Origin of the sequence: Otoolea muris, assembly GCF_943193115.1 — a bacterium.
Classification (GTDB): domain Bacteria; phylum Bacillota; class Clostridia; order Lachnospirales; family Lachnospiraceae; genus Otoolea; species Otoolea muris.
On record NZ_CALPCY010000030.1, the window covers coordinates 1 to 22,687 of the forward strand.

Genomic DNA, 22,687 nt, shown 5'->3' on the forward strand with positions numbered 1-22,687 from the left:
GTCCGTCATTATGCCTATGGTTGAAACAGCGGATGCTGCCTTTGTATGATGCGGTTTCCAGAACCCTTTTCAGGAAGGAGAAACATGCCTGCGTTCATCCTGGACTCCTTTATGGTGTGCAGCGCGGTTTAGCAGGGATAAGGCGGGACATTTTTTCCGGCAGGAAGACCGTCTGAAAATTTCTCCGTTTTGCACAAAGTCATCCCATGTATTCCGGCGGTTCCACCGGCCTGACCGATCTCTTCGGGGTGATTGTCAGCCCTTCCATCAGCCATCGGAACTGCTGCGGCGTTAATTCACGCGCCTCCTCCGGGGTGCGCGGCCACTGGAACCGGCTTTCCGAGAGCCGCTTGTATAACAGGAGCCAGCCGTCCCCTTCCCATACAAGTCCTTTGATGCGGTCTATGCGCCTCCCACAGAAAAGATAGAGTGTATTCGGGATATATGGCCTGTTCCCGGTCTGTGTTTCCACGAGTGCCGCCAGCCGGTCCATGCCGGCGCGCAGATCCGTGTAGCCGCAGACAATGTAGACGGCTTTAAAGCAGGTGGCGTCATTGAGCATCCCGCACCACCTTAAGGACTGCCGCAAGCAGCGGCATGGGTGTGGATTCTGTTACATGGATGGAAAGACCGTTTACAGAAACAGAAAGCCCCAGCCGTGTATCTGTATCGTCTTGTGTTTCCTGATGCAGGAGACCGGGGGTTACCGGGACGATCTGCTGCGCCGGAGTCTCCGGCGGAAGGTTTTCCAGGCACACCTGCCTTACACGGCGCAGCCTGTAATAGTAGTTCGCTTTTGTAATGCCGTGGCTGGCACACCAATCAATGACACTCATGCCTGCGGGCCGGTTCTGGCATTCCCTGATCTGCTCTGCCCACTCTTGTAAACGGTATTGTACAGCTACTGCTGTTGTTGCTGAGTTCATAGACTTACCTCCGTATAACGGTATCAAAAGTTAAGGCTTAACTTTTAATACTGATGATAGAAATATAGTCTATTGTCACACACTTTGCCCTCATAGTCGAGGTACGCACTATCTACCGTTTACGTTTGAAATAGCCGTATCATGTCAGAACACTGTGAAAAGCCTGTTTTCTTCACAATACTAAACGCGGGATATGACAACCGTGTTACAAATACCTTTTTTACAAAACACGGCGCTCTCCTTTTTCTATCATCAGTGATCTCATTCTGCGCTTTTTCATTATAGCACACAAACGCACTCCCGGCGATCGCTTCGCCATTTCTCGTAACAATCCTTGAAATCTTCAGGAGGTGACAGTGGATTACTGGCCGGATGGAGCGTGTTTGAAAAAGGAGACTTTAATATGTGTATCTTGTCTGCAGACTCCCAATTCGTTTATTTGTACCTACTGACTATTTCCAACCTATACAGCTTATATTTATACAGAGAATGAATAACTCCCTCTTAAATAAAGAGCAAAGTAAAAGACACCCTCAACCACTGGGTGCCTTTTAGTTTGACTTGATAGATTAAACATTACTTAATGTTTCGGCTAACTTTTCTATGTATTCCGTTTTTATCATCTCTAAATACTTGCCTATGATATAGATACAGGAAGTCTCACATTTATGGTCACTGTTCGTACAATTTTCAAAACCGATTTCTAAAATCTCTAACATATTTTGGAAGTGCTCAAACTCGACCAATAAGTCCTCAACTATGTCCATTAACCTCATAACTTTACCCACCTTTCAAAATTTTGGTGGAGGGTAACGCCTGGATAAATATTTGTCAATGACTTTTATACCTTATTCGGAAAATATCCCTTTGTATTTAATTGCAGTTCTCTGCTCTTTATTTTCTCATATAGTGTATCTACTGTTATATGCTGGTCTTGAATAATCTCATATAACTTTTCTACTTTTTCATTTGTTGTAAGGGTTTTATGCTTCCTTAACCACCACATGAGCATTAAACTAAAATCCATGTATTTTGTTGATGGTATTCTTTCTTCTTGCTTTGGCCAGTACTTTGCTATATCGGAATGTAATGCATTTACACGACCAAGGTTAAATGCTCCCTTGGCATGTTTGTCTGCCTCTATTTGCTCTAATTGTATTTTTTCCTTAGACGCAAAGCTTGGATATGCGCTATGACTGTCTGTTACAAGAATTGCGTCTTTTTCAAATCTACCATGTAAATTTTTATTTACATCATTTGTTTCTAATCTTCCTATACAAGTCGGATTCATGTACAAATTTCCGCTACGGTCTTGACATGTTAATATACAGGTCTGGTCTCTGCTAATACCTCTTAGGTATGAAGTATCATATAAGAGTTCTTCCAGTTTTCCTGGTTCTTCTTCTAACAATTTGTCGTATAAGCCCGCTTTCATAATCCACTCAATTTTTTGTTGTAGGTTCATATGGTGTCTTGGCAGTCTCCCCAATGTATATACGAAAAACTCTGGATCTCGTTTTCCTTTGAATGATACAGGTGCATAATACTCGTCACATTCTGCGATATCAATAAACCTGTCCTGTTCTCCATATAATATCATGAGTGCACAACAAATCTTTTGTTTGTTTATCCATGCAGAAGATTCGGCTATACCTACATTTTGAGCTATCTTACTTATTGGAAGGTTGTCCACAACACCACGCAACAATTCCTTCCATTGTCCCACAGAAAGCCTTGAACCACTCGTAATTGCTCCCGTTGATGAGTTGAAAGTCTTTCCGCAATCTTTGCATAAAAATCTCTGTCTGCCACTTACTTTCCCATGTTTCTTTGTATTGATACTTCCACAATGTACGCATGGCTGTTTCCCGTCTGATTGTGTTTCCTCTTTGACTCTTTCCGATTTCGACTGTTTTGCATTTAAAATTGAGGTAAGTTCCGCAATTTGTTCTGGCGTCAGAGTGTCGATGCTGCTTAATAATTGTTCATACAAATCTGCCATGGTTAGACCTCCTAACACATGGTCGGAGACTTTAGGGCTAAAGACAGTTGAGGTTTCTAAGAAGAGCCTCTTTCTGTAAAGACATTGCCTGTTGCTGACACGCATTTGATCTCATTTGTAGTTCTGCTGATTCTTGTAAAAGAAGATCAACTTGATCAAATGTATTTATCAACTCATTTTTGAGTTTTTCTTTATCAGTTGTTTCAACATTTTTAATGGGTTCTTTGTTATATGCTTTGACAGCTTTTTCAAATAAATCCAGTCTCCTTGTCAGCTTACCAAGTATGATACCCATTAAACCTGTATAATTTTCATTGACTATTTTACCGGTCTTAAGTAGAAGCGAAAGCTCGTTTAATTGGTATTCAGTTATTAGTTCAACACCTATTTGCTTTGCATATGCTTTTGTCTCACTCGACATACGGTTATTTGTTATCACTACTGGATATCCGTCATTGCCGAAATAATTACAACCTGTGTAAACTTCTTGTACTGGTGTCTTTCCGACAGGTCGATTATGGAATTTACATTGTATGTAATATTTTAGTTGGTTCCCCCTTTCGTCCAGTGTAGCTATGATATCTACACCGTTGTCATTTCCTTTTGTACGCTTTGCGTCAAATTTTAGTGTGGTCAGTATACTTTGCACCCATAGTTCAAAATCGTATCCTGACATACAATTTTTCGGCTTAAAGCCATCCATCTTTTCAAACATTTGTTCGACCCCTTAAAAAGTACTCACAGTTATCCTGTTGTACTTTTTAATATTTGAATGTATGTAGTCATTAGATGGAGTGCAATAACTGGTACGTATGCAACTCATTGGTAATGTATAGCCCTTTTTATCTCCGAACCATATTCAATTTTAGCCATATTGTGCATTATGTATAAAATATGGATTAAAATTTCTACATTTTGAGCATGTGTTAAAAGGCATAAAAATAGACAGTGGGTTTTATACCACTGTCCATTGATACCCTTATTTATTTTGTGCTTTTCAAATTTGGATGTCTTGTATGGGTTCCTCTGTATTTGACGTTGATGATTCAGCCTTTACTGCTTCAACAAATTTTTCTTTTAAGGCAGGCTCATTTTCAAGTTTCTCTCTTCGTTTCTTCATAAACTGAAAACCCTTATACCCTAAAAAGGATATCCCACCTAACAAGATGGTTACAGCTGAACCTATTATGCCTCCTTTGAGCATTAGCCCTGGAGCCGCATCAGCAACAGCTGTATCTCCAACATCTTTATAAAGAGCATCTAAATCACCATTTTTTGCTTGCAGGTCTATTCTTGCTCTATTATAGTCACCAAGGTTATCAAGCGGATATCCCATTATGTATACCTCCCATACTCTTTATGATATTTAATCTGTGATTTAATCATCAAACATAGGGCAACTGCTAGTACAATCGGGGAATGCAGGATTTCCACAAGCAGCACAACCTTCTGGCATGTCATCATCCATCCACTCATCTTCCATACCATTGATGGCTTCACTCACTTTTCCCATGTCGCTACTACTCAATGAAAAGTATTTTTCTTCAAATTCGTCCTGATCCATAGTCCATCTGCCTTCAATTAGTTCCTCTACCAATTCTGGATTTTTCTTTCTTCTTCCCATTGTAGCATTCCTCCTCTGTTTGTTGTTATATGATAACACTTTTATGCCTATTTTACCATATTCCCAAATATATGGGAATACCTAATTTATTAAATTCCTCGTAAACTTTATCTGAGGTGATGCATGTGATAACTTTCAGCCCATTGTGGCAAACTCTGAAAGATAGGGGAATTACCCAATATGACCTTTTGAACAAATACGAAATGAGCAGAGGTATGCTTGATAATCTCAAGCACAATAGAAGTATAACTCTTAATACTCTGAATGACCTTTGTAACATGCTTGATTGCAACATTACTGATATTATTGAATATAAAAAAGATTAGAATTGATTACCTGTGATACCATATAATCAACTCTAATCTTTTTAATTATTCCATGGGTTTTATTGTTTTTTCTATATAGTCTATTTCTTCTTGAGTAAGTCCATATTTTTTGTATAATTGTTGGTCAATATCTGAAATGGATTGTGACCAATCTATGTCTGAATTTTCTGTAAAATCTTGAACCGGCACTATCTGATATACTTCCTTAGAGGCAGATTGTGTAACTTTTACCTCGCCAATCAATAAATTAAAAAAGTTAGTATGCAAATATTTATACACATTTTTTACATTACTTAAATTTTTTGATGGTGCTATTACAACATACGAACTTGTACAAGCATCATTGGGAAGTGCAATTTTTATATTTGTTAATCTTTCTCCTTTACGTCCGTCTCCATAACTTAATGGCACCATAACTTTATATATACTTAATAATTCCTTACCTTTATTTATGTCCTCTATACCGATTTTTTCGACTTCTCCGCGCGCTCTATGTAAATTTATGTCTCCGTTACTTATACAAACAGCATTCGATTGTATGCCAAATGGACTATAGCTACTAACCAATGTATTCATAAATATTTTATGTTTTTCCTTAATTTTTTTTATTATGTCAGATTCTATTTTACTGCTTATAAATTTTCCTATTTTAGCATCATCTAAATATCTATTTTCTCCATTGATATTACATGTACCATTATGTGTACTATCTTTTAAATAATACATTACACCCCCCCTTATCTCAACGCCTAAAAAGATTTTTTTGCTATTTTCTTCTAATACTATATGCTTATACTTGTTACAGTTTAATTCTGTTTTTATCTACTCATCATCAATACCTCGTGATCCGGCATTGCATAACCACCTAGATGGTACAATCATACTGCTATATTTACATCTCACTTTTTCTGATATCTGCATAAATTCACTGTATATACTTACTCCCCCTTGTGTTCCTCTCGTGCTATTCCTTTGATATGGAGGATTTCCTATTACTACGTCTATTTTCATATCTCTGTTAAACTCCTCATTTAGTATGTCTTGCATTGTTTTGGAAGTGCCGTCTGGTCTACTTCCTAGACCTATTCCTTTTAATTTGCTGATGTAATTTGGTATTACTCTAAGGTTATGGTCATAACCTCGTAATTTCTTTGTTGTTCTCTCTAAACTTACTTGACTTAATGCTATTCCATATAACTGCTTACCTAATATATGATTTGACCGTTCAAATTCATCTGGATATTTCGCTTGTAATAATTCAGAATCCATTAACCTGTCATATATTTCGCGGAGATATTCACCACCTTTACAAGCAGGGTCAAGGAATACTGTCTGGTCATTCCATACCTCTGGCGGCAACATATCACACATAGCTTTTACTACTTTATGGGGTGTTACAATTTCTGGAATACGTGCCAAACCATTTTGTAAGTCCTCAACTATTGTATTTTCATTTACTTCTGATGTGACTTGGATTTTTTCAGTGTCCTCGGTATCTGCAAATATATTAAATCCAATTGATGTTATATAGTTTTTGATTTGCTTGATTTTATCTGTATATGTATCATAGTTTGCTCCACCAGAATTAGGGTTATTTCCGTTTAAATTTTGTTCTATTGGTATCTCATTGTAAAATGCATGTTCCAGAGCATTTAGGTCGTCTAAACTCCATGTATCTTCTTTACCTGTACATACTACAACCCATTCCCAAATGTCACAATATCTTTCGGTTGTACTTGTATCATGTTCACGCAAACGTGCCAGAACAGATTCACCATTGTTTCTTTTCTTGGCCTGTCCTACATAAACCTTTTCTGTTGTTCCATCAAAACCAAATAGGAAATATATACAGTTGTATCTTAATTCCTTATCTGCAAATTTTAATTGCAATTGATTCCTTGGAATAATAAATGCTATCGTTCCCCAGTCGTCATTTACATACTTGGATGCCCCTATATGCGCTTGTACTGGCACAGATTTTATATTGATTGTATCTTGAGTATTAGTTTTCTTTGCTCTTGCCATGCTTATATACCTACTTTCATTGAAAATTAAAATTATAACTTTCAATGAACGACAGGTATAAAAATCAGCCTTTAAAAATATTTAATTTCTTTTAAATATCACAATGTTTATGAACATGTCACGATAAGAAAAAGCCTATCAAACATCAGCTGATAGGCTCTATAAATCTTTACGATATTAAAATCCAATTTTTGCTTTTTATACACAAAGATGTATATTTATACACGTATTTCATCAGCAACAATAAAACGAACTGGGACTCTGCAGAATGCGCTTTTATTTTCCCCAAACATCCGCAAATCCCTTTACATCTCTTATAAACCCTGCTAAAATAACATCAATACCAAGCGTTAGCCCCCATCTGCTTATGGCTAACGCTTAAACCCATGTCCAAACACTTAACCCAACACAGGAATGAAACGGAGATCCGATAATATGTATATAATAGCCGGCCTGGGAAACCCGGGCAAACCATATGAACACACCCGCCATAACGCCGGTTTCATGGCGCTTGACGCGCTGGCCGCCCGCTGCGGCATTGGCATAACCGAACACGCCCACAAAGCCCTGATCGGAAAGGGCTTTATTGAAGGAAACCGCGTCCTCCTCGTAAAGCCGCAGACCTTCATGAATGCAAGCGGCGAAAGCATCCGCTCCGTCATGGATTACTACAAGGCGGAGCCGGAGCGTCTCATTGTCATTTATGATGATATCAGCCTGGAGCCGGGGATGCTGCGCGTGCGGGGAAAGGGAAGCGCGGGCGGGCACAACGGAATCAAAAGCATCATCGCCTCTTTAGGCTCCCAGGACTTTCCCCGCGTCCGCATCGGGGTCGGCGCAAAGCCGGAGCGCATGGATCTGGCGGACTACGTGCTGGGCCATTTTTCCAAAGAAGAGCTTGAATGCATGGATACAGCCTTTTCTGACGCAGCGGCGGCCGCTGCCGCCATGATCACAGAGGGAATCCATGCGGCGATGAATCATTTTAACGGAGCGGCCCGGAAACCGAAGCCGGAAACAGCCGGGCAGAAAGAGGAGTGACATGGGAAGGATTTTCGCAAACCCAATGGACGAACTGGTTGAATTTCAGGAGCTTAAGAAAGATCTCGCAGGGGGCCGGGGCCCCGTCCTCTTAAGCGGCTGCATTGATTCCCAGAAGGCCCACCTAATTTCCGAGCTCTCGGGGCTCACGCCCTGGAAGCTCGTAATCACCTATGACGAGCAGAAGGCAAGGGAAATCTGCGACGACTGCCGCTGCTTCTGCCCGGAGACGTTTCTGTACCCGTCCAGGGATCTCTTATTTTACAGCTCCGATATCCAGGGAAATCTCCTGACACGCCAGAGGATGCAGGTGATCCGCCGCATCTTTGAGGGCGCGGGCGGCGTCATTGTCGCTTCCATAGACGGCCTGATGGACTGCCTGCTCCCCCTTGAGATGCTGATGGAGAGCCGCATCTGCCTTACGAACGGCCAGACGCTCGATGTCCCCGCTCTTAACCTCTCCCTGACGGAGCTCGGATATGAAAAGGTTGCTCAGGTGGACGGAAGCGGCCAGTTTTCCGTCCGCGGCGGGATCATTGATATTTTCCCGCTCACAGAGGAAACGCCTGTCCGCATTGAGCTGTGGGGAGATGAAATCGATTCCATCCGCGCCTTTGACCCCGAAAGCCAGCGTTCCGTCGAGCAGCTTGAGCAGATCGTCATCTATCCGGCCACGGAGCTCGTCCTGACTCCCGCCGCCGTCGAAAGCGGCATCGCCTCCATCGGGGCTGAGAGGGACCGCTATGTAAAGGCGCTGCGGGAGCAGATGAAGACCGAGGCCGCGCACCGCATTGACGCCTCGATCCGCGAGATCCTCGACGGCTTAAAGGAAGGTTTAAAGCTGCGCGGGCTGGGAAGCTTTATCCGCTATTTCTGCAAAGAAACCGTGTCCTTTCTCCAGTATTTCCGGGAAGAACAGCTCACCATTTTTCTCGACGAGCCGCTCCGCTTAAAGGAAAAGGGGGAGGTCGTGGAGCAGGAGTTCAGGGAAAGCATGTCCCACCGGCTGGAAAACGGCTACCTCCTCCCGGGGCAGACCGATTTTCTCTTTACCTTAAAGGCTGTGCTCGCCATGTCCATGAAACAGCGCACGCTCCTCATGCTCGGCCTGGAGCAGCGCCTTCCCGGCATGTCCGTAAAGAAAAAATACGGCATATCCGTCAAATCCGTCCACTCCTACCAGAACGCCTTTGAGCTCCTGATCGGGGATCTGGCCAAGTGGCAGAAGGAGAAATACCGGGTCGTCCTCCTCTCCGCCTCCCGCACCCGGGCCAGCCGCCTGGCCGGCGATCTGAGGGAATACGAACTGAAAGCATTCTGTCCCGACGAGGGACAGATACATGTTCAGCCAGGTGAAATCATGGTCGCATACGGAAATCTCCACCGAGGCTTTGAGTATCCTCTGATCAAATTTGTGGTGATCACCGAGGGAGACATGTTCGGCGCGGGCAGCCAGAACAAAAAACGCAGAAAGCACGCCTACCAGGGAAAGAAAATCCAGAGCTTTTCGGATCTTTCCGTGGGCGATTTTGTCGTGCACGAAAACCACGGCCTCGGCATTTACCGCGGCATCGAAAAGATCGAGCGCGACCGTATCACAAAGGATTACATCAAGATCGAGTACCAGGACGGAGGAAACCTCTACCTGCCCGCCACCCGCCTTGAAGGGATCCAGAAATACGCCGGCTCCGACGCAAAACCTCCCAGGCTCAATAAACTGGGAACCCAGGACTGGAGCAAAACCAAAAAGCGCGTGCGCGGCGCGGTACGCGAGATCGCAAAGGATCTTGTCGAGCTCTACGCCGCCCGCCAGAAAAACCAGGGCTATCAGTACGGCCCTGACACGATATGGCAAAAGGAATTTGAAGAAATGTTCCCCTTTGAGGAGACTGAAGACCAGATCGAGGCCATTGAAGCCGCGAAACGCGACATGGAGAGCACGAAGATCATGGATCGCCTGATCTGCGGCGATGTCGGCTACGGAAAGACCGAAATCGCCCTGCGCGCCGCCTTTAAGGCCGTGCAGGAGAGCCGCCAGGTGGTCTATCTCGTCCCCACTACCATTCTCGCCCAGCAGCATTACAACACCTTTGTACAGCGCATGAAGGATTTCCCGGTCCGGGTCGATATGCTATCGCGCTTCCGCACCCAGAAGGAGCAGAAAAAGACCCTTGCGGATCTGAAAAAGGGCCTTGTAGACGTGCTGATCGGCACGCACCGCGTCCTCTCAAAGGATGTGGAATTTAAAAACCTGGGCCTTCTGATCATCGACGAGGAACAGCGCTTTGGCGTAACGCACAAGGAAAAGATCAAGAAGCTGAAGGAAAATGTAGATGTGCTGACCCTGACCGCCACCCCCATCCCCCGCACGCTCCATATGAGCCTCATCGGCATCCGCGATATGAGCGTCTTAGAAGAGCCGCCTGTGGATCGGCTCCCCATCCAGACCTATGTCATGGAGTACAATGACGAGATGGTGCGCGAGGCCATCCACCGGGAGCTGGCCCGCGGCGGACAGGTCTACTATGTCTATAACCGCGTGGGCCATATCGACGAGGTGGCCGGCCATGTGGCGTCCCTGGTTCCGGAGGCCAGCGTCGTTTTCGCACACGGCCAGATGCGCGAGCATGAGCTGGAGCGCATCATGCTGGACTTCGTGAGCGGCGATATTGACGTCCTGGTATCCACAACCATCATTGAAACCGGCCTCGATATCCCCAATGCCAATACGATTATCATCCACGACGCCGACCGCCTGGGCCTCTCCCAGCTTTACCAGATCCGCGGGCGCGTGGGACGCTCCAGCCGCACCTCCTACGCCTTCCTGATGTACCGCCGCGATAAGCTCCTGCGCGAGGAGGCCGAAAAGCGCCTCCAGGCCATACGGGAATTCACGGAGCTTGGAAGCGGCATCAAGATCGCCATGCGCGATCTCGAGCTTCGCGGCGCGGGAAACCTCCTGGGGGCCGAACAGCACGGCCATATGGAGGCCATCGGATACGATCTGTACTGCAAGCTTTTAAACGAGGCCATCCTGGCCCTCAAAGGAGAACGCGCCGAAGACTTTGAAACCGTGGTAGACTGCAACATTGACGCCTACATCCCCGCCTCCTACATCCGCAATGAGTACCAGAAGCTCGATATATACAAGCGGATCTCCGGCATTGAAAACCAGGACGAATACTCTGACATGCAGGATGAGCTCATCGACCGTTTCGGGGATATCCCCCGATCCGTCGAAAATCTCCTGCTCATCGCGCGCGTCAAGGCCATGGCCCATCAGGCCGAGGTCACGGAGGTCAACATCAACCGCCAGGAAATCACGCTGAACCTGCGCCCGCAGGCCAGCCTCGACGCCGCGCGGATGCCGGCCTTCATCGGGGAGTATAAGGGGGCGCTGAAATTCAGCGGCGGCGATGCGCCGTCCCTGTTCTATCAGGATCAGAGGAATAAATACAAGGACTGCTCCGCCATGCTGCTGAAGGCGCAGGAGATTCTGCAGGGGCTGGGGGAGCTCCGGACAGGGGGAAATATGTAGCTGTGGACGTAACAGTTCAGATAGGTCAGCGCACCTGCTGCGCTGACCGTACGAAAACGTGGCGGCTGCAGGCATCTGCCCCATCGCGAAGCAATTTTCATGGGCGGATGCCGCAACAGTTCAGGTTGCCTGAACTGTTACCTGTGGACACTATAAATTCCCCATAAATCTCACAAAACTATTGCTTCGCAGTCCGTTTTATCATAAAATAGAACTATACACACCATTATTTCGACAGGAGGGGAAGGCACTATGGCAATCTTTGATTTTTTGCATAAAAAAAGCGAAACGGTCAAAAAAAGTGAAACCATTGTCCGGAAAAAACCGGAACCGGCTGCCAGCGTTATCAGTGAGAGCGGCTTAAATCAGATAAAAAACATGGTAGGGGAAATCCGCAGCAATTCACGCGGCGATTTTAATCTGGAATCTGATAAAAAGGAGGATATCAACACCTTCTGCCTGGCTCTGGAGCGCTCCGCACGAAAGCATGTGGAAAAGCAGCAGTGCCGGGCGCAGAAGGATGGGCAGACGTCCGAAACCCTGCCGGTGGACGCGTTATCGCTTTTCCATGTCTCCGCGGATCACATGACGGCATATGCATGCGTTCTTCCGCCGCTCAACGGCGGAAAGGAGATCAATACGGAGCAGTTCATGGAAGATATGCGGTATGAAGGCATCAGCGCCGGCATTGACACTGAGGCGGTACAGGCCCTGGGAGAGGAGAGGAAATATCTCCGCATCCTCTGCATTGCGCAGGGAATCCTGCCGCAGGACGGAAAGGACGGGGAGCTGGAGGAGATGTATGACCGCGGACTGGAGCAGACGCTGGAGCTGGACGAAGAGCAGGCTCTCACAGGGCTTGATTTCAGAAAGCAGCACGCGATCGAAACGATCCGCAGGGGAGACATTATCTGCCGCATTAAGCCGCCGGTGGAAGCGCACGACGGATTCGATGTCTCCGGGCGCACGCTCTATGCGAAAAGGGGGCAGCCCGCCTATGTTCCCAAAGGTGAGAATACCAGCCTCTCCGGGGACGGCGCCCTGCTGATCTCAGACTCCAACGGCATCCTGATGATGGAGGGAGATGATTTCTCCGTCCGAAGCCATCATGTTCTGGAAAAGGATGCCGGCGTTGATATGAACGATCAGAATTATGAGGGCTCTCTCCTCATTTACGGGGATCTCGAGGACGGGGAAAGCGTAGCGGCCACCGGGGATATCATCATCAACGGCGATGTCAGGGGCGGCAAGATCCTCGCCGGCGGGACGATCCGCGTAAACGGGGACATCAAGGGCGCTCCCGGGACGCAGATTGAGGCCAGACGGCAGATTCAGTGCGTGATTATGGAAAACTGCCTTGCCGTCGCCGGAGAGGATATCTATGCAGAGGTGATTACGAACAGCACCGCGATCAGCGAGGAGGGCTCGGTCTATGCGCTGATGGGCAGAGGACTGCTCTTCGGCGGCGATGTCACGGCAGGCCGATCCATTTACGCCAAGAAGATCGGCAATATTTCCGGCTGTATCAACTGCGTTACCTTAGGCTTCGGCGTCCGGCTCGACAAGCAGAGGGCGCTCCTGACGAAGGAGGTGGAGACGCTGCGCGAGAACCGGGAACAGGCCCGCAAGAGCATTTCCTATATGAAAGCGGCCGGCGTCAGCAACCAGCGCGGCGATCAGTGGGAGGAATACCAAAAGCTCATTGAAAAGCGCAATATGTATGACAGGACGCTGAAAAAGAAGCTGCAGGATCTCGATGATCTGGAGAAACGGATCCAGATCAACCGGCCCGAAAGCATCTGCAGCGAAGAGATGTTTCCGGGCACGCATATCAATATCGACGGCTGCGAACTGGAAGTGACGGAGAAAGAGACCGACTGCAGAGTACATATGGATTCAAAGAAGATTATAATGAGGTAGACCATGGAACTGATTGATTTGCATGTGCATTCCAGCGCCTCGGACGGAACGCTCTCCCCCGCCGCCGTTACGGCCCTCGCCCTTGAGACGGGCCTTGCGGCCTATGCCCTCACGGATCACGATACCACAGACGGTGTCCGGGAGGCCGTGGAGGCGGCAAAGCACACGCCGCTGGAGGTCATCCCCGGCGCAGAGCTGTCCGCTCTTTACGGGGGGTGCGAGATCCATATCCTGGGCCTGTATGTAAACCCTGAATCCCGGTCGCTCCGGGAGGCTTTAGAGAAACTCCGGGCCGATCGCGCGCGGCGCAATGACGAGATGCTCGCGCTCTTTCAGAGGGACGGCTTTCCCATCGCGCGCGGGGATCTGGAGCAGGGCGCGCCCGGCCAGGTCATCACGAGAGCCCATTTTGCCAGGGCTCTTGTAAAAAAAGGGTGCGTCTCCAGCATGGAGCAGGCATTTCAGCGCTATCTTGACCACGGCAAAAAATACTGCCCTCAGAAAAAGGCGTTTGAGCCCCAGGAGGCGGTGCGCCTGATACGGGAGGCCGGCGGCTTCCCCGCCCTGGCGCACCCCGTCCAGTACAAGCTCGGCCGGGCCAAAACCGAAGCCATGGTTCAGGAGCTTACGGAAATGGGGCTCATGGGAATCGAGGTATATTATTCCTCCCACACCCGGAACGACAGCCTGCGGCTTAAAGAGCTGTGCCTGCGCTATGGCCTGCTCCCCACAGGCGGATCGGATTTTCACGGGGGAAATAAACCGGACATCCGGATCGGGACAGGCCGGGGCGGCCTGCGCGTAAGCGCCCTGCTTTTAGAGGACATACGCAAAAGCGTCGGAAGGTTATAGAGGCCGTTGAGGAGCAGTTTAACGCCTATCTTTAGAAAACCATCCGCATCCGTGATACAGGTGCGCAGAAAGAAAAAAAGCATATGAAACCCGGCTGCGCCAGGATGGAGTGAATCGTATCCTCAGATATGGAATTGCCTGCCGGAAAAAGAGGTGTATGGTAAGAATCGGCTAGAGCGTGTTTGAAAATTGCTTTCTGGTAGCTGTGCGTGCCACTTTGTGGGAGATTTGGGCCAAATGAACGCGGCGCAGCGGACTGCGTTAAGTGAATTTGGCACAAATATACCGCGAAGTGGGGCGTGCAGATGCCAGGAATGAATTTTCAAACACGCTCTAGAGCGTGTTTGAAAAATGCTTTCTGCCAGATGTGCGTGCCGCTTTGTGGGAGATTTGTGCCAAATGAACGCGGCGCAGCGGGCTGCGTTAAGTGAATTTGGCACAAATATGCCGCAAAGTGGGGCGTGCAGATGGCGGGAATGATTTTTCAAACACGCTCTAGGATTTAATCACAATCCTTTGCGGCAAAACGCCCTTTCTATACACGCTATCATGCTCTCCACACCGGGAATCTCGCTGCAGACGGTCTCCATCCCCGCCTCTTTCGCGGCTCTCGCCGTCTCCTCCCCGATGCACACAGCCGTATATCCCCTGCATATCCCTTCTGTCATTTCCAGAAATCCTCTCACGGTCGAAGCGCTCGTAAAGGTCACAAAGTCCACCCTTCCCTCCTTGAGAAGAGAGGAAGCGCGCTCCAGAAGAGGCGTTTGCAGCGCAGTCCGGGTGTCGTAGAGCGCTGTATCTTCGTATGCCAGACCGCCCGCGCAGAGCGCCTCTGTGAGCGCCTCAGAGCCCTCTCCCGCCCTCAGAAGCAGGACCCGGCTCCCGGGGGACGCTTTCCGGCAGAGCCCCTCTCCCAGATCACGCGCGTAATAGCGGAGCGGCATGTAATCCGGGAAAATTCCCCGCTTCTCAAATTCTTCCGCCGTGGCGGGCCCGATCACCGCGATCCGCCGTCCGCTTAAGAGCCGCAGATCCATCCCCCGCTCTCTCATCCCGTCAAAAAAATACGCCGCTCCGGAAGGGCTTGTAAACACCAGCCAGTCAAACTCCGAAAGCCTGAGAAGCACGCGGGTAAGCGCAGCCTTTTCCGCCTCCCCCTGCCTTCGTTTCGTCTCTATCGCAGGGAGATTTAATACCTCCGCTCCGCTTGCGCGCAGAAGAGACGCCATCCGGTCCGCGCGCCTGCGCGGCCGGGTTACGATAATCCTTGCCCCGTGAAGCGGGCGCGCCTCTGCCCATGCGCACGCCGGCCTCAGCGAACACGCCTCTCCTACCGCCAGGATCGCAGGCGCGCAGATCCCGGCCCGCGCCGCGTCGCGGACCACATGTTCCAGGGTGGAAAGCACAGTCTTCTGCGAAGCCGTGGTTCCCTCCTGTATAAAAGCCGCCGGGACCGTGCGATCCATGCCGGCCTGCAACAGCCCCCGGCAGATGCGCTCCGCCTCTGAAACGCCCATCAGAAAAATATCCGTCCCCCCGGCGCGGACCAGAGCCTCATAATCGATTGGATCCGGCTCCCCGTCCTTTCTGCGGCCTGTCATCACATGCAGCGAGGATGAAACGCCGCGCTGCGTCGCCGGAATGCCCGCATAGGCCAGAACCGCGGTCGCGGACGTGACGCCCGGCACAGCCTCAAAGAGGATTCCGGCCTCATGAAGCGCCGCGGCCTCCTCCCCGCCCCGGCCGAAGACAAAGGGATCGCCCCCCTTTAAGCGCACAACGGTTCCCCCGCGCCGCCCCTCTTCGCACAGGATCGCATTGATCCGTTCCTGGCTGCAGGAATGCCTGCCGCTTCGTTTTCCCACATCGATCCGTTTCGCATTCTCTGGAATCCGGCCCAAAACCGCGTCGCCCACTAAAGCGTCATATACCACGACATCCGCTTCCCGCAAAACCTCAAGTCCTTTTACGCTCATCAGCCCCGGATCGCCCGGCCCGGCCCCTACCAGATAGACCTTCTCAGGATATTCCTTTTTCATATCATCCGCTCTCCTATCCTTATACAGGAAGCGCAACCATCCAATGCGCCGTTCCCTGTATTTTGTTTCCTGTACTTTTATTTCCTGCATTTTCCGTTCGCCATGTCTTAATGGGTTGGGTTATCCGGTTACGGTTCACATCCCAATAGTTTCGCTGAGATGTATGTGAGCTATGGTTTAATTCGCGATGCATACAAACCTTAAAAAACGCATTTTGGCGCTGCCTAATTCCACGGCCCCTCGCCCCTCGAAAGCAGGGCGGCCAGACGCCGGCCAAGCTCGCCTGCCTCCTCGGGCCTTCCCTTAAGGCTCCCGGTCTTCCAGCGGCCGCTCTCCTCCTCGTAATACAGCCCGGACAGGGTTATGAGCGCATCCTCTGACAGGCCGCCCGCAGAAAGCACGGCCGCCGCCGCCGCCGGAAAGGAACACCCGCCGCCCACGGCCCGCACAAAGGCCCGCTCCGCCTCGGCCATAACTCTTGACTCCGGGCAGTCAACAGCCTCCAGGACATCTGCATTCTCTCCCGCGCGCCCCTGTACTGCCAGAATCCCCTGCCCGGCTGCCGGAATCATCTCTTCAACCGTAAAATAGCGGGAGATCCGCTCCCCATACCCCATGCGCTTTAAGCCCGCGGCGGCCAGAATCAGTGCGTCAAAGTCCCCTCTGTCCAGCTTATCAAGCCTTGTCGCCAGGTTTCCCCGGCACATCTCAAACCTCGCGTCCGGAAACAGACGGCCTGCCTGAAGGCGGCGGCGGCGGCTGGAGGTCCCGAGCACCGGACAGGGCGGAAGCTCCTTCAAGCCCTCCCGCAGCACCAGGACGTCCCTGCGATCCTCACGTTTGGAATACGCCAGGATCGGAAGCTCCTCTGCTTCCTCCATCGGCATATCTTTCAGGGAATGCACGGCCAGATCACAGCGCCCTTCCCGAAGCGCCAGGTCAAGCTCTTTCACAAAAAGCCCCTTTCCGCCGATCCGCTCCAGAGGGCGGTCCAGAATCCTGTCGCCGGTCGTCTTCATGGTCACCAGGGTCAGCTTTGCCCCCGGAACCGCCCTCTCAATCTCCTCCATCACCAGCCTGGACTGCGCTACAGCAAGCGCGCTCTCACGGCTTCCCACACGGATCTGCCTCTTCATCCCTCTATGTTCCTTTCTTCCTGTAACCTTTCCAAAAGCTCTCTCACCGCCTGCGCCGCCTTCGCGGTCCCCGCGTGCTCCCTCCCCTGTCCCGTGATCCCAACTGTTATATCGCCTTTTTTTGCAATCGCGGGAAAATAGAAATCACACCGGCTCCGATCCCCCGCCACGTTCACAAGCGCGCCCATGCCCCGGCCGTCCGCCTCTGCCATGGCGTCCGCCTCCTCGTCCCCGGAAGCGGCCAGCACAAGAAAAAACGGAGCCTTCCCGAGCGCCTGCGCACGGCAGTCCTGATATGCGCCCTGAATCAGCGCAAGCCGCCCCTCGGCGGCCATGCGCACAATCTCCTCCCCGGCATCCTTTGCCGCCACCACAATCTCTGCGCCAAACTCCTCCAGCACGCGGATCCGCCGAAGCGCCACGCTCCCGCCCCCCACAATCAGAACCCGCTGTCTGCTCATATCCATAAAAAGCGGAAAATACGCCATCCCTTCGTCCCTTCCTGAACTGCCCCCATATCCTTATCATGTGTTCCCGGAATCTCTCTGCGCCTGCCTTTGCGGCTGAGATTCCGAACATACATTATTCATTTTGATACGGGAATACACATAATTTTAAACCAATCTCTGTTTTTTCCACATTCAGCGCCCATATTTCCGGGGATTTTTTAGGAAATGTGATTCTTGTATCCCCGGCCCGTCCCATGCTATAATACAAATCGTTAAAAGATTAACCCACTTCGCCGGGCTGAGATCTAAAAAAACGGCGCGGCGCAGAATCCTAAATTTAAGGAGGATATCAAAATGAAAATTCAGCATATCGAAGATGTAGATAAATTTTTTAAGGTAGTGGATCAGTGTAAAGGAACCGTTGAGCTCGTCTCCTCAGAGGGGGATCGCATCAACTTAAAATCCAAGCTGTCACAGTACCTCTCCCTGGCCAATATCTTTTCAAACGGGTACATAAAAGAGCTTGAGCTGGTGGCATACGACAAAGAAGACATCGACCGCCTGATCCAGTTCATGTACCAGGGCGAATAAGCGGCTTATGCTTCAAGTGTAAAAAAACAGTAACGCATCATTTCCATCCAACGGCTGAGCCGGACGGGACTGCCCTGTCTGCTCAGCCGCAACAGTTCAGATAACCCTGAACTGTTGCGGCATACGGCCATTTCAAATCACCTGCGGGGTCTTTCTTATGCCCGCGGCTGCTACGCCCCGGGCCGTGGCGAGCGCCACGCCCTTCATTTCTTTTTTTCATCTTCTGCGCAACCTCCTTTTCCCGGCCGCGGGACTGGCTTCGCCGCCTTTTTCTTCAGACGCCGGTCCGCATCCTCACGCACGAGGGCATACACGACGGAACCGAGGGGAATAAACGCCAGCATACCCAGAACACCCAGCATGCTTCCTCCGATGGATACCGCCGCCAGCACCCAGATCGAAGGCAGGCCCACTGAATTTCCCACCACATGCGGATAGATAAGGTTTCCCTCAATCTGCTGCAGGACAAAAAACACGATCACAAACCATACGGCCTGAACCGGATTCACCACCAGCGTGAGAAAGGTCCCCACCGCGCAGCCGATAAAAGCCCCAAACACCGGGATCAGGGCCGTAAACGCGATCAGAACCCCGATCAGAAGCGCATACGGAAGCTTTAAAAGGCTCAGCGCGATAAAAAACATGGTTCCGAGAATCACGGCCTCCATGCACTGTCCCGCCAGAAACTTAGAAAAGGTCTGCTCCGCCATCCGGCCTATCCGAAGCCATTCGCTCACCGTCCGCTCCGGAAAATATGCGTAGAACAGCTTTTTAAACTGCCTGGCAAGCCTCTCCTTCTGAAGCAGAATATAGATGGCAAATATAAACGCGATGCCAAACGCCGTCAGGCCGCTGGCAATCGAAGCCGCCGCGTTAAACGCCGAGGAAAGCACGCTGCCCGCCCCTGTGGTGACAAAGCCGCCGATCTGCTCCAGCATGGATTTCCAGTTAATCTCTTCCCACAGTACGGAGATAAACTCCAGAACCTCCGGCTCACGCGCGAATTTCTCCTCCAGAAGCGCCTGCAGATCCATAAAAAACTGCGGAATCATTTCCCCCAGGCTCTTAAATGTGTCCGCAAGCTCCGGGTACAGCAGAAAAAACACGATCCCAAGAACCAGAAACACCAATGCCAGCGTGATGATAAGGCTGACTGGCCTCTGAAAGCCTCCCTCCCGCGCCGCCTTCCCGCCTGAGAGCTGCCGCTCAATAAACCGCATGGGCACATTCAGCACAAAGGCTATCGCCGCCCCGCACAGAAACGGGGCCAGAAGGCCAAAGAGCCATAAAAGGCCCGAAAGCGCCCGCTCCGGCTTAAGCGCCAGCGAAAGCAGCGCAATCGTATAAAAGATCAACAGCATGAGCCGTTTCATCGTATTCTTATCTAAACTCATTTAAACGCCCTTTCTGCATGTATTGATGGGACGCGCCCATCCTCCCATTATACACCATTCTCCCCGACATTCAATCCGCATTCTGCCAAAATAATAAAAAATAAGGAAACAGTGGCAAGCAGGCGGGCATATGATGGAGTGTAAAGAAAATCTCGGAGGAACTGATTATGAGTGATGTAGCGGCAACAAATTGCGGATGCGGATGTGAGACAAATGGAGGCGGCTGCGGCTGCAATATGATTTTCCTTGTTCTCATCTTACTTTGCTGCGGCGGATTCGGCGGTGGATGCAGCGGCGGATGTTTTGAACATAACTGCGGATGCGGCGGATGCGGCGGTGGATTCGGAGGCGGCTGCGACTGGCTCATCTGGATCATTATCCTGTGCTGCTGCTGCGGTAACGGCGGCGGCGGGTTCTGCTGCTAATCCGGCCCCGAAAAAGGATCCCCATCGCGGGATCCTTTTTTGCGCAAAAAACGTAACAGCTCAGATAACCTGAACGCTGCCAAAAACCTCATTTCCTGCAAATCTGATATAAAAGCGCATTGCACACCGCCGCCGCCACCGCGCTCCCGCCCTTTCGGCCCACTGCCACAATATACGGCGTATCTGTAAGAGACGCGATCCGTTCCTTCGCCGCCTCCACGTTCACAAACCCCACCGGAACCCCGATGATAAGCTTTGGGCAGAGCCGCCCTTCTTTCACCAGCTCATAGAGCCGCAAAAGAGCCGTCGGCGCATTCCCAACCGCGAAAATACAGTCCTTTCCAAGCCCCGCCGCCTTATCCATCGCGGCGCGCGCCCGGGTCGTTCCCGCCCGCTTCGCCTCATTTGCCACATCCTCATCGGCCATAAAGCAATAAATCTCTCCCCCCAGGGCCGCAAGCGAACGCCGGTTAATCCCCACCCTGGCCATATTGGTATCCGTGACAATACACGCCCCGCCCCGCAGCGCTTCCAGGGCCCTTTCCACCGCCCCGTCCGAAAATATCAGATGTCTTGCAAAATCAAAATCCGCCGTCGTATGGATCACCCGCTTAACCACCAGCTCTTCCTGCGGTGAAAAATGCCGTCCTCCCCGGGCCGCGAGCTCCTGCGCGATGATCGCCATGCTGCGCGCCTCGATCTCCGAAGGTGAAAGCTCCTCCACCCGCCTCATTTCGCTCTCTGTCATATACTCTGTCCTTTCCCCGGCTGCGCCGCGCCCCGGCGGGCGAGGCCCATAATCCGGTAAACCGCATCCATGTCCAGATGCTTTCTCAAAGACATGGCAAGCCTGTCATACTGCATCCCGCGGTACGCCCTGTAATCCAGCGCGCATCCCGCGCTGAGGGAGGCGTTATACCCCTTCCGCTTCAAAAGCGCATTCACAAGCTCCCCGGCCACGCCCGGCGCATCAAAAATGCCGTGCAGATAGGTCCCGTACAGATTTTCCCGGCAAATGCCCTCCGGCGTGTCCGCTCCCCGCGGATCTTCGCGCCTTCCCCCGGCCGGGCCGCCGGCCTCATACTCCGCAATCCGCACAAGCGGCCGCGCATTCTCTGTTTCACTCTCTGTATACACAGTCTGCCCCATATGAATCTCATACCCTTCCACCGCCATACCAGACAGCCCGGAAAAGATCCCGCGCACATCCCCAAAGCGGCCGCGGACTCTGGTCCTCGTCTTTTCCGGGCGAAAATGGGTGGAGCACGGAAACAGGCCCATCCCGCCAAGCGTCCGGCCCGCCCCGCCGCTCTCCGCGCCGTCCTCATCCTCCAGCCGCCCGCCCATCATCTGGTACCCGCCGCAAATCCCCCAGATCGGCGTTTCCCTTGAGGCTTCCTTTAAGACCGCCGCCTCCAGCCCGTTCTCCCGCATCCACAGCAGATCCTCCACGGTATTTTTTGTCCCGGGCAGAAGGATCAGATCCGGGCTCTTCAAATCCGCCGCGCGCTCCACATACCGCACGCAGACCCCCTGAATCGTCGAAAACACATGAAAATCCGTAAAATTAGAAATCCTTGGAAAACGGATCACCGCGATATCCACCGCGGCCGCAGCATCCCTCTCACCGCCGCCCGACAGACGGCCGCTTAAGCTGTCCTCATCCTCCAGATCCACGTCCATGTAGGGAACCACGCCCATGACGGGAATCCCCGTCAGCTCCTCAAGCATCGCAACGCCCGGCGCCAGAATCGCCGGATCGCCGCGGAACTTATTGATCACAAGCCCCTTCACCATGGCCCTCTCCTCCTCAGAAAGAAGCGCCGTCGTCCCGTATAGCTGGGCAAACACCCCGCCGCGGTCAATATCCCCGGCCAGGATCACCGGAGCCCCCAAAAGCCTGGCCAGCCCCATATTCACAATATCATCCTGCTTTAAATTAATCTCCGCCGGGCTGCCGGCCCCTTCAATGACAATCACATCATACGCCGCGTCAAGACGGCGGTACGACTCCAGAATGACCGGGATCAGCTCCTTTTTCCGGAGGAAATATTCCCGCGCCGCCATAACGCCCCGGGGAATCCCGCGGACAATCACCTGCGAACCCGTATCGCTGCACGGCTTGAGCAGGATCGGATTCATATCCGCCGCGGGCAGAATCCCCGCCGCCTCCGCCTGGACGGCCTGCGCCCGCCCCATCTCCAGCCCTTCCTTCGTAATATAGGAATTCAGCGCCATATTCTGGGACTTAAACGGAGCGGTCTTATACCCGTCCTGCATAAAAATCCGGCACAGCCCCGCCGCCAGAAAGCTTTTCCCCGCGCTGGACATCGTTCCCTGCACCATAATCGCCTTTGCCATGGTTTGTTTCATCTCCTCATATCATGTAATTGTGCGCG

At 51.0% G+C, this 22,687-nt stretch carries 22 protein-coding genes and 1 pseudogene; 8 read left to right on the forward strand and 15 right to left on the reverse strand.

Features of this window, described 5'->3' with window-relative positions:
* Positions 1-199: 199 nt before the first annotated feature.
* From tnpB to NFS31_RS16580, 6 genes are all read right to left on the reverse strand, one after another.
* A complete protein-coding gene (gene tnpB / locus NFS31_RS16555; RefSeq protein ID WP_251497369.1) occupies positions 200-562 on the reverse strand; it encodes an IS66 family insertion sequence element accessory protein TnpB in 363 nt (120 codons plus the stop codon).
* Complete coding sequence (tnpA, locus tag NFS31_RS16560; RefSeq protein ID WP_251497372.1) at positions 552-926, reverse strand: IS66 family insertion sequence element accessory protein TnpA; 375 nt, start codon at positions 924-926, stop codon at positions 552-554. The genes tnpB and tnpA overlap by 11 nt, the downstream gene beginning before the upstream one ends.
* 841 nt (positions 927-1,767) lie before the next feature.
* Positions 1,768-2,928: an IS1/IS1595 family N-terminal zinc-binding domain-containing protein gene (locus NFS31_RS16565; RefSeq protein WP_251497375.1), complete on the reverse strand. Its 1,161-nt coding sequence runs from the start codon at positions 2,926-2,928 to the stop codon at positions 1,768-1,770.
* Between the two features lie 37 nt (positions 2,929-2,965).
* Entirely contained in the window at positions 2,966-3,643 is a 678-nt protein-coding gene (locus tag NFS31_RS16570) for a restriction endonuclease (RefSeq protein ID WP_251497378.1), read from the reverse strand.
* 282 nt (positions 3,644-3,925) lie between these two features.
* Positions 3,926-4,264, reverse strand: coding sequence for a hypothetical protein (locus NFS31_RS16575; RefSeq protein WP_251497381.1), 339 nt, complete (start codon positions 4,262-4,264; stop codon positions 3,926-3,928).
* 42 nt (positions 4,265-4,306) lie between these two features.
* Positions 4,307-4,552, reverse strand: coding sequence for a hypothetical protein (locus tag NFS31_RS16580; protein WP_251497384.1), 246 nt, complete (start codon positions 4,550-4,552; stop codon positions 4,307-4,309).
* A gap of 119 nt (positions 4,553-4,671) precedes the next feature.
* On the opposite strand from NFS31_RS16580, the gene NFS31_RS27840 reads away from it, so the two are divergent.
* Positions 4,672-4,878, forward strand: coding sequence for a helix-turn-helix domain-containing protein (locus NFS31_RS27840; RefSeq protein ID WP_275563899.1), 207 nt, complete (start codon positions 4,672-4,674; stop codon positions 4,876-4,878).
* Between the two features lie 45 nt (positions 4,879-4,923).
* Here the strand turns inward: NFS31_RS27840 and NFS31_RS16590 are convergent, their stop codons facing one another.
* Both NFS31_RS16590 and NFS31_RS16595 read right to left on the reverse strand, forming a co-directional pair.
* Complete coding sequence (locus NFS31_RS16590) at positions 4,924-5,604, reverse strand: hypothetical protein (protein WP_251497387.1); 681 nt, start codon at positions 5,602-5,604, stop codon at positions 4,924-4,926.
* A gap of 96 nt (positions 5,605-5,700) precedes the next feature.
* The gene (locus NFS31_RS16595; RefSeq protein WP_251497390.1) at positions 5,701-6,903 is read right to left on the reverse strand and encodes an Eco57I restriction-modification methylase domain-containing protein; all 1,203 of its coding nucleotides are present in this window, start codon (positions 6,901-6,903) and stop codon (positions 5,701-5,703) included.
* A 435-nt stretch (positions 6,904-7,338) separates the two neighbouring features.
* On the opposite strand from NFS31_RS16595, the gene pth reads away from it, so the two are divergent.
* From pth to NFS31_RS16615, 4 genes are all read left to right on the forward strand, one after another.
* A complete protein-coding gene (gene pth, locus NFS31_RS16600) occupies positions 7,339-7,944 on the forward strand; it encodes an aminoacyl-tRNA hydrolase (protein ID WP_251497394.1) in 606 nt (201 codons plus the stop codon).
* Position 7,945: 1 nt separating this feature from the next.
* Complete coding sequence (gene mfd / locus NFS31_RS16605; protein WP_251497397.1) at positions 7,946-11,482, forward strand: transcription-repair coupling factor; 3,537 nt, start codon at positions 7,946-7,948, stop codon at positions 11,480-11,482.
* Between the two features lie 252 nt (positions 11,483-11,734).
* Positions 11,735-13,402, forward strand: coding sequence for a DUF342 domain-containing protein (locus NFS31_RS16610; RefSeq protein ID WP_251497400.1), 1,668 nt, complete (start codon positions 11,735-11,737; stop codon positions 13,400-13,402).
* Between the two features lie 3 nt (positions 13,403-13,405).
* Entirely contained in the window at positions 13,406-14,254 is an 849-nt protein-coding gene (locus tag NFS31_RS16615; RefSeq protein ID WP_251497403.1) for a PHP domain-containing protein, read from the forward strand.
* A gap of 122 nt (positions 14,255-14,376) precedes the next feature.
* On the opposite strand, the gene NFS31_RS27845 is transcribed toward NFS31_RS16615, so the two are convergent.
* Positions 14,377-14,580: a DUF6783 domain-containing protein gene (locus tag NFS31_RS27845; protein ID WP_416389473.1), complete on the reverse strand. Its 204-nt coding sequence runs from the start codon at positions 14,578-14,580 to the stop codon at positions 14,377-14,379.
* Here NFS31_RS27845 and NFS31_RS27850 point away from each other — a divergent pair.
* Positions 14,524-14,760, forward strand: a pseudogene (locus tag NFS31_RS27850) (DUF6783 domain-containing protein). The gene NFS31_RS27845 and the pseudogene NFS31_RS27850 sit on opposite strands and share 57 nt — an antisense overlap.
* On the opposite strand, the gene cobA reads toward NFS31_RS27850, so the two are convergent.
* The 3 genes from cobA to NFS31_RS16630 form a co-directional block, all read right to left on the reverse strand.
* Entirely contained in the window at positions 14,761-16,293 is a 1,533-nt protein-coding gene (gene cobA / locus NFS31_RS16620) for a uroporphyrinogen-III C-methyltransferase (RefSeq protein WP_251497406.1), read from the reverse strand. It lies immediately after the preceding pseudogene.
* Between the two features lie 224 nt (positions 16,294-16,517).
* On the reverse strand, positions 16,518-17,429 hold the full coding sequence (hemC, locus tag NFS31_RS16625; RefSeq protein WP_251497409.1) for a hydroxymethylbilane synthase: 912 nt from the start codon (positions 17,427-17,429) through the stop codon (positions 16,518-16,520).
* Positions 17,426-17,917 (reverse strand): precorrin-2 dehydrogenase/sirohydrochlorin ferrochelatase family protein, encoded by a 492-nt coding sequence (locus NFS31_RS16630; RefSeq protein ID WP_251497412.1) that lies wholly within the window; start codon positions 17,915-17,917, stop codon positions 17,426-17,428. Before NFS31_RS16630 ends, hemC begins: the two co-directional genes overlap by 4 nt.
* A 315-nt stretch (positions 17,918-18,232) precedes the next feature.
* On the opposite strand from NFS31_RS16630, the gene NFS31_RS16635 reads away from it, so the two are divergent.
* The gene (locus tag NFS31_RS16635) at positions 18,233-18,469 is read left to right on the forward strand and encodes a polya polymerase (protein WP_251497415.1); all 237 of its coding nucleotides are present in this window, start codon (positions 18,233-18,235) and stop codon (positions 18,467-18,469) included.
* A 203-nt stretch (positions 18,470-18,672) separates the two neighbouring features.
* On the opposite strand, the gene NFS31_RS16640 is transcribed toward NFS31_RS16635, so the two are convergent.
* On the reverse strand, positions 18,673-19,863 hold the full coding sequence (locus NFS31_RS16640) for an AI-2E family transporter (protein ID WP_251497418.1): 1,191 nt from the start codon (positions 19,861-19,863) through the stop codon (positions 18,673-18,675).
* 167 nt (positions 19,864-20,030) lie between these two features.
* Here NFS31_RS16640 and NFS31_RS16645 point away from each other — a divergent pair, with 167 nt between their 5' ends.
* Positions 20,031-20,288, forward strand: a complete 258-nt coding sequence (locus tag NFS31_RS16645; RefSeq protein WP_251497421.1) for a hypothetical protein — start codon at positions 20,031-20,033, stop codon at positions 20,286-20,288.
* 88 nt (positions 20,289-20,376) lie between these two features.
* Here NFS31_RS16645 and NFS31_RS16650 read toward each other — a convergent pair whose 3' ends face one another.
* Together NFS31_RS16650 and NFS31_RS16655 are read right to left on the reverse strand one after the other, a co-directional pair.
* Positions 20,377-21,021, reverse strand: coding sequence for a precorrin-8X methylmutase (locus NFS31_RS16650; protein WP_416389474.1), 645 nt, complete (start codon positions 21,019-21,021; stop codon positions 20,377-20,379).
* Between the two features lie 11 nt (positions 21,022-21,032).
* The gene (locus tag NFS31_RS16655) at positions 21,033-22,649 is read right to left on the reverse strand and encodes a cobyric acid synthase (RefSeq protein ID WP_251497427.1); all 1,617 of its coding nucleotides are present in this window, start codon (positions 22,647-22,649) and stop codon (positions 21,033-21,035) included.
* Positions 22,650-22,687: the final 38 nt, after the last annotated feature.

Coding starts and splice junctions, on each gene's coding strand:
- NFS31_RS16655 (WP_251497427.1), bottom strand. CDS start 22,649: ATGGCAAAGGCGATTATGGTGCAGGGAACGATGTCCAGCGCGGGGAAA.
- NFS31_RS27840 (WP_275563899.1), top strand. CDS start 4,672: ATGCATGTGATAACTTTCAGCCCATTGTGGCAAACTCTGAAAGATAGG.
- pth (WP_251497394.1), top strand. CDS start 7,339: ATGTATATAATAGCCGGCCTGGGAAACCCGGGCAAACCATATGAACAC.
- mfd (WP_251497397.1), top strand. CDS start 7,946: ATGGGAAGGATTTTCGCAAACCCAATGGACGAACTGGTTGAATTTCAG.
- NFS31_RS16635 (WP_251497415.1), top strand. CDS start 18,233: ATGAAAATTCAGCATATCGAAGATGTAGATAAATTTTTTAAGGTAGTG.
- NFS31_RS16630 (WP_251497412.1), bottom strand. CDS start 17,917: ATGGCGTATTTTCCGCTTTTTATGGATATGAGCAGACAGCGGGTTCTG.
- NFS31_RS16645 (WP_251497421.1), top strand. CDS start 20,031: ATGAGTGATGTAGCGGCAACAAATTGCGGATGCGGATGTGAGACAAAT.
- NFS31_RS16565 (WP_251497375.1), bottom strand. CDS start 2,928: ATGGCAGATTTGTATGAACAATTATTAAGCAGCATCGACACTCTGACG.
- tnpB (WP_251497369.1), bottom strand. CDS start 562: ATGCTCAATGACGCCACCTGCTTTAAAGCCGTCTACATTGTCTGCGGC.
- NFS31_RS16640 (WP_251497418.1), bottom strand. CDS start 19,863: ATGAGTTTAGATAAGAATACGATGAAACGGCTCATGCTGTTGATCTTT.
- hemC (WP_251497409.1), bottom strand. CDS start 17,429: ATGAAGAGGCAGATCCGTGTGGGAAGCCGTGAGAGCGCGCTTGCTGTA.
- NFS31_RS16580 (WP_251497384.1), bottom strand. CDS start 4,552: ATGGGAAGAAGAAAGAAAAATCCAGAATTGGTAGAGGAACTAATTGAA.
- cobA (WP_251497406.1), bottom strand. CDS start 16,293: ATGAAAAAGGAATATCCTGAGAAGGTCTATCTGGTAGGGGCCGGGCCG.
- tnpA (WP_251497372.1), bottom strand. CDS start 926: ATGAACTCAGCAACAACAGCAGTAGCTGTACAATACCGTTTACAAGAG.
- NFS31_RS16570 (WP_251497378.1), bottom strand. CDS start 3,643: ATGTTTGAAAAGATGGATGGCTTTAAGCCGAAAAATTGTATGTCAGGA.
- NFS31_RS16595 (WP_251497390.1), bottom strand. CDS start 6,903: ATGGCAAGAGCAAAGAAAACTAATACTCAAGATACAATCAATATAAAA.
- NFS31_RS16650 (WP_416389474.1), bottom strand. CDS start 21,021: ATGAGGCGGGTGGAGGAGCTTTCACCTTCGGAGATCGAGGCGCGCAGC.
- NFS31_RS16610 (WP_251497400.1), top strand. CDS start 11,735: ATGGCAATCTTTGATTTTTTGCATAAAAAAAGCGAAACGGTCAAAAAA.
- NFS31_RS16615 (WP_251497403.1), top strand. CDS start 13,406: ATGGAACTGATTGATTTGCATGTGCATTCCAGCGCCTCGGACGGAACG.
- NFS31_RS16590 (WP_251497387.1), bottom strand. CDS start 5,604: ATGTATTATTTAAAAGATAGTACACATAATGGTACATGTAATATCAAT.
- NFS31_RS16575 (WP_251497381.1), bottom strand. CDS start 4,264: ATGGGATATCCGCTTGATAACCTTGGTGACTATAATAGAGCAAGAATA.